This window comes from Sulfurimonas sp., assembly GCF_028694895.1.
GTDB lineage: Bacteria > Campylobacterota > Campylobacteria > Campylobacterales > Sulfurimonadaceae > Sulfurimonas.
Genome location: NZ_JAQVKA010000080.1, coordinates 1 through 6,444, shown reverse-complemented (window position 1 = coordinate 6,444; position 6,444 = coordinate 1). Strand labels below are relative to the sequence as shown.

The following is a 6,444-nucleotide window of genomic DNA, read 5'->3' as shown; positions in this document are numbered from 1 at the left end:
GGTCGGCGCCACACCGCTCAAGGCCTTCGGCGAGGTCAGGCACGAACTGCCCATGCTGTCCCTGGGCAATGCCTTTTCCGATGACGAGGTGCACGACTTTGACCGCCGCGCCCGTGAAGGGCTGGACGTGGCCGAGGTGGAATAGACCATATAAAAATCATAAAAAAGTCTATCAAGAGTATGTTGAGTTAAACAAAGATGCTAGTGGAGCAAAATATCAAGCTGGAGTATTCTTTGCCTATGAAGCTTCTGGACTTGGGTTTAGAAAAGGTGGAGAAATCATAAACAATATGAGTAAATTTGTGGGACATGTTTTAGTATAAACATCCCCGCAAATATCTCTATATTTTTGATTGCAACTTATGTTTAAGTATAGCCTTACTTGCTTCAACACCTGGTTGATTGTACGCATCGATATACATAAACTTAGCACAAACAGAAGTAAGTAGTTCATACTCATACATAAGTGCCGCTATACTTCTCTCACTTACTCTCTCTATAGTTATAACATCACACGGAATATCACCTAGATTTCTTATAGACTCAATAGTCGCATCTGCTTGCTCATTTATGAGGTAAGCAAACTCTATATTATCTATGTAGTTTAACTCTTCAAGACCCTTTAGTTCTACTTGTGGGATTTTTAAATTATTTTCAAAGTCATTTACTTTTATCACTGTGATAGTTTTATCTCTTCTTCCCTCAACTATAAGTTGTAAAAAAGAGTGTTGATCTATTGGCCCAATGATGCCAATTGGAGTAAGTCCTTGTCTAGTAAAGTTTATATCAACTTTACCCAAACTCTCGCCCCAAAGCTGTATATACCAGTTATTAAAACCATCCAATCTTGATGAGTAAGAAAAAAGTACATTTATATTAAAATTATTTTTATACTCTACAAAAAATCTAGCTTTTTTAAGCACTCTCTCGTATATATCTTCTTTATTGAAAAAAGAGTCATACATAGTTTTTGCACCATATAAAAGTTCATCAATATCTATACCTACAATCGCTAAAGGTAGAAGACCAACAGCGCTAAAAACAGAGAATCTTCCACCTACATCTTTTGGTATCTCAAAACTTTTAATCTCATTTGCTTTTGCATACTCATTTAATTTTGAATCACTCTCTGTAATAACAAGAGTATTGTTTTTATCACACTTTATTAAAGAGTTGATATATTTAAAAATGGATACTGTCTCTATTGTAGTTCCAGATTTTGATATAACTATAAAAAGCGTATCATCAAGATCAATATTTTTTATTTTTGATTGTATATCAATAGGGTCTGTTGTTTCTAAGAAATAGAGTTTTTTACTTAAGTGCTTAGAGTATTTTAAAAATTTGTATATCGCATAAGTCCCAAGAGTACTTCCACCTATACCAATAATTACAATATTTTTTTGCTCTACTTTAGAAGCGTACTCCTTAAAGATAGATGTATCTTGATGCACAAGGTTATAGTAACCTATATGCTCTCTCTCAGTACTTATTTCATTAAAAACGTCTTCATCTGAAATAGAAGGGTTAAAATTGTGTTGATATTGCATCTCTATTCTTTAGCTTTATTGTAAAAAAAGTTTGTAGCTTCTACAAACCCATCTACACTCCCACAATCAAATCTCTTTCCTTTAAATTTATAAGCAATTACTCCACCACTTTTAGCCTGCGTTAAAAGTGCATCGGTGATTTGGATCTCTCCACCTTTTCCAGGTTTTGTCTCTTCTAGGATATCAAAAATATCAGGAGTTAAAATATATCTTCCAATAATTGCCAAGTTTGAAGGAGCATCTTTACTCTCTGGCTTTTCAACCATGTTTGTAACTCTAAGAACGCCCTCTTCCTCTTCATGCCCTGCAATAACTCCATACTTGTTACTATCTTTAAGAGGTATCTCTTCAACAGCTACGATAGAACATTTGTATTTTTCATATAATTTTACCATTTGTGTCAGAACAGAATCACCGTCGTTATCACACAAGTCATCTGCTAAAAGAACTGCAAAAGGTTCATCTCCGATAAGCGTTTTGCCTGTCCAAATAGCATGACCTAAGCCTTTCATCTCCCCTTGTCTTGTATAACTGAAAGTACAATTTTTAACAATATCACGAACATCTTTCATAAGGATCTCTTTAGAAGTTCCATTTATCTGATTCTCAAGTTCATATGATCTATCAAAGTGGTCTTCAATAGCACGTTTACCACGACCTGTTACTATCGCCATAGTATCCATTCCCGCTTCTCTAGCTTCTTCCACACCATATTGTAATAGTGGTTTTGTAAGGATAGGAAGCATCTCTTTTGGGATAGCCTTTGTAACTGGAAGAAATCTTGTTCCATAGCCTGCGGCAGGAAAGAGACACTTTTTAATCTTTGTTTTTTCTTTTAGCACTCTTGGGCCTCTGTAGTTAAATTTTTAGTTTATAAACTTTTGCGTGAGGAGTTAAAACAACCTCTTCAAACAGCATTTTATCATACTCTTGCAAAACTGATAACTGAATATATAGCGAGTTGTATGTTTTCTCATCAACAAGTAAAAAAGTATTATAGCTTGACATAAAAATTAGATTTAATTCGCCATTTAAATTTACTAGTTGCACATCTTTTGTAAACTTCATACTTTTATCATAAGCACTCTGTATAACCCTTTTTATAGGCACTTTAGTGCCATTTATATTTACGCTCAACTCTTTTAAATCAACTACAACCCCTTGTCCAAGGTTTAATATATTTTCTTCTTGTTTAAACTGCTTTGTAGCGTAAAAAAACGAACGATTATTCATCTCTCCATTCATTAAATTAAGGTTTGAGAACATCTCAACAGTTGGATATATATCTATCATTCGATATGGAAGATAGAAGTAGATATCTCTTGTCTTTTTAGGGAGTTCAACATCACCTTCAAGTGAGAGTAAAAAGTCATTTGTATCATTAAAACCATAATCTTTACTCATCTCTTCAATGTTTGAGAAAATGGTTAGATTTTTATCTCTAATCATCTGCTCATTATCTTTTATAAATCTAAATTTATTCTCACTATACTCAACATCAAGTCTTGCAAGTTTTGCTGATACATCTTGAGGATTTGTAAGCATAAAACTAACAGGAAAATTTACATCTCCGCCGTGTTTTCCGCCATCTATTAGGGTTTTGACATCACTGTAGTATCTTATAGGATAGCCATAATCCCACCATGCTATTACATAATCTTCTCTGTCTGCTTTGTTCTTAAGCATATCTAAGATTTTTACCTCATCGGCATTAAAAACAGTTGGGACTTTATACTCCTGAACATGAGCTATATTTGGAGCTAGTATAAGAAGTGTAAAAGTGAGCATAGACAAAACTTTTAGTCTTTGAGTTGGCATAAATCGAGACACTTCTGTAATTAAAAAAGCGACTCCAAAAGCCAGAACTGGAACTGCGTAAATAGTAAATCTAAGTCCGCCAACCGAAGCTAAAAACCCAAGTCCGATAAGTGGAAGTCCAAAGAGCATAATTTTGTGTCTATATGCCAAGTAGACATATCCAATAACTGACGCCAAAAATGTTATAACATGCCCACTGATACGATTTGCAAAGGTATCAAAAGGTATATGCCCAGCTTCTCTAACAGTTTGCATTACAGAATAAAAATGAAGTTTAAGCCCTTCCTCCCCAATATGTAGAGCATCTTTAAAGACATATCCTTTAAGTTGTGCCCAGATAGGATTAAAGCCACCAGAAGCAAAAAATAGAACCACCGATAAAGCTAAAATAAGATAAACATATCTATCATACTTCTCTTGTTTGTAGATATAAAAAGTAGCTAGAACAAAAATAGCCCTTATATAGCCATCAAAATTAACCATCGCTAGCATCATAATAGCTAGTAGTTTATAGTTATAGCTATTTTTTCTATCATATAAGAGGGTGTAAAGTAGAATAAGCCCAAAAAAAGCACTCTCAAGCGAGTAACTTTGTGGATACCACCATCTATAGATTAAGATATCAACTGCAGTGATAAGAAGATACTTATCTTGATTTGTTTTAATTGCCCAGATAATAGACCAGAGTAAAAACATAGGAAGAACTATGTTTAACATATCAGTATCATAGTAACCTATCATGGTTCTATTATAGTAACTATAAGCAATACTAGCTAGAAGTGCAGCAATGAAGCCCATTTCTAAATTATCTATACTTTTAGCGATTAATATTATGGGGATAACTATAAGTGAGCTGAGAAAAACAGGCATAAAGAGTATAACACTCTCAAAAGAAAATGGCAGAATTTTTATAAAAAAAGCGCTAAGTAGTGAAGCTGCAGAGTCAACTGGTGAGAGGTCAAACTCTTGATGTGTAAAGTTATTTAAAATATCTCTAGCACCCTCAGCCCAATAGTAGCCATCATTTGTGTTTATCATAAGCTGACCATTAAACCTAAAAGGCTCATACTCTGCAAACTGGTAAAACCAAATCATCCGAACTGCAACTGAAAAAAGAAATGCTAAAGCTATATAGAGCAGTGTAGTCTTTGTCTCTTTTGTTAATGTACTCACGCTCTTATCCTTAGTTAAATCTCGTTGTAAAGGCTATCTCTCTCAGTAGGTATAAATCCGCTGTTTTTAATGAGCGCTCTAAAATCATCAAGATTTAGGCCATTTGCACTTTTTGCCCCAGCTGCGGAGTTTATAGACTCTTTCTCAATTGTACCATCTAAATCATTTGCACCAAACTCTTGAGCTACAAGAGCAAGATTTACAGTAGAAGTTACCCAATAAGCTTTTAGATGTGGCACATTATCTAAGACTATACGGCTTATTGCCATAGTACGTAGTATCTCATTTGCTGTTATTGGCTCTTTTATGTTTAGATAGTTATTTTCAGTTTGATAAACAAGTGGAATAAAGCAGTTAAAACCGCCTGTAATGTCTTGAAGAGCTCGGATACGCATCATATGGTCTATTCGGTTTGCACGATTTTCCACATGACCAAAAAGCATAGTAACATTGCTTTTTTTGCCTTTCTCATGCCATTTTTTATGAATCTCAAACCATTGATCAGATGTAACTTTACCCTTACAGATAAAATCTCTTACTTTCTCATCAAAGATTTCAGCTCCACCGCCAGGCATTGAATCAACGCCATTCTCAACCATCAAATCAAGAACTTCATCATAAGTTTTGCCGTACTCACGTGAGAGAAAATCAACTTCTGCAGCAGTTAGTGCTTTTACATGAAGATGTGGATAAGTTGTCTTTATCTTTTTAAAGATATCTAAGTACCACTTTATCCCAGTATTTGGGTTGTGAGCTGAGACTATATGAACTTCTGTTGCACCGCGAGAATCTATGTCTTTTACTATCTCCATAATCTGCTCATGCGTCATTGTATACTGGTTTGGATTTTTTCTAGTTGCTGAGTATGCACAAAATTTGCATACGTCTGCACAGACATTTGTAGGATTTATATGACGGTTGATATTGTAGTAAGTTTTTTTTCCGTACTTTTTTTTGCGGATATTGTCTGCTAAATCTCCAAGTTCAAAAAAGTCCATCTCATAAAGAGAAAGAGCTTCATCAAAATTGATTCGCTCCCCTTTTAATATCTTATCTCTTAGACTCATAACTATCTTAATGCCTCAAATTTTGCAAGTTCGTCTAGTTTTTCCCATGGATAATCACTCTGGCCAACTTGTCCACGAGCTGCAACATCTGCGTAAAGGAAAGTCTCTTTAGAAGGATAATCAAGAGAAAATTTACGAGTAATCCAGTTTGGAGTTAGAGGAAAGTTTTGAAGTACAAACTCTGAGAGTTTATCATCATCAAGCCCATTTATAACCGTACCATAAGTATCAACTGCAACAGAAGTTGGACGAGCTACGCCTATGGCATAAGAGATTTGAACAAGTGCTTTTTTAGCAAGGCCCGCCGCAACTATATGTTTTGCAATGTAGCGCGCTGCGTAGAGTCCGCTTCTATCAACTTTTGTATAATCTTTTGAGCTTTGAGCTCCACCACCGATTGGTGCATATCCGCCAAAGCTATCAACTATAAGTTTTCTACCAGTTAGTCCTGAATCATGCAAAGATGAGTGAGAGACATATTTGCCAGTTGGATTTATGTGGATAATACAGTCGTCTTTGTTGTAAAGTTCCTTAGGAAGTCCTGCATCATCAATCAAACCTTGGATGAGTGTTCGAACAGTTTTTATATCCATTGTACTTACACATGGAGCAGAGACTACAATAGTGTGAATCTTTTGTGGGTTACAGTTTTCAAAATTCTCTTTTCTACCATAGTCCATAGTAACTTGAGTCTTAATATCAACACCCAATTTTGAAGGATTTGCTTTTGCAAAGTTATAAACTTTCTCCATCAAAACTCTTGCATAAGTTATAGCGCTTGGCATGTAGTTTTGTGTCTCTATGTCTGCATAACCAAACATAATCCCCTGATCACC

General features: G+C 35.1%; 6 protein-coding genes and 1 pseudogene. 2 read left to right on the top strand and 5 right to left on the bottom strand.

Features of this window, described 5'->3' with window-relative positions; translation table 11 throughout:
* The first annotated feature begins 52 nt into the window (after window positions 1-52).
* Together PHI38_RS10290 and PHI38_RS08180 are read left to right on the top strand one after the other, a co-directional pair.
* On the top strand, window positions 53-145 hold the full coding sequence (locus PHI38_RS10290) for a hypothetical protein (protein ID WP_367182612.1): 93 nt from the start codon (window positions 53-55) through the stop codon (window positions 143-145).
* 4 nt (window positions 146-149) lie between these two features.
* Window positions 150-323: pseudogene (locus tag PHI38_RS08180) on the top strand (glutathionylspermidine synthase family protein); the annotation flags it as partial.
* An 18-nt stretch (window positions 324-341) separates the two neighbouring features.
* On the opposite strand, the gene PHI38_RS08175 reads toward PHI38_RS08180, so the two are convergent.
* The 5 genes from PHI38_RS08175 to PHI38_RS08155 all read right to left on the bottom strand — a co-directional run.
* Complete coding sequence (locus PHI38_RS08175) at window positions 342-1,550, bottom strand: glucose-6-phosphate isomerase (RefSeq protein WP_299854907.1); 1,209 nt, start codon at window positions 1,548-1,550, stop codon at window positions 342-344.
* Between the two features lie 2 nt (window positions 1,551-1,552).
* Window positions 1,553-2,392 carry a UTP--glucose-1-phosphate uridylyltransferase GalU gene (galU, locus tag PHI38_RS08170; RefSeq protein ID WP_299854905.1) on the bottom strand — a complete coding sequence of 280 codons (840 nt, stop codon included), beginning with the start codon at window positions 2,390-2,392 and terminating at the stop codon, window positions 1,553-1,555.
* A gap of 16 nt (window positions 2,393-2,408) precedes the next feature.
* Window positions 2,409-4,541 (bottom strand): STT3 domain-containing protein, encoded by a 2,133-nt coding sequence (locus PHI38_RS08165; RefSeq protein WP_299854903.1) that lies wholly within the window; start codon window positions 4,539-4,541, stop codon window positions 2,409-2,411.
* Window positions 4,542-4,555: 14 nt separating this feature from the next.
* Window positions 4,556-5,608, bottom strand: a complete 1,053-nt coding sequence (gene mqnE / locus PHI38_RS08160) for an aminofutalosine synthase MqnE (protein WP_299854901.1) — start codon at window positions 5,606-5,608, stop codon at window positions 4,556-4,558.
* A 2-nt stretch (window positions 5,609-5,610) separates the two neighbouring features.
* On the bottom strand, window positions 5,611-6,444 hold an 834-nt coding region (locus tag PHI38_RS08155; protein ID WP_299854898.1), incomplete at its 5' end, for a methionine adenosyltransferase domain-containing protein.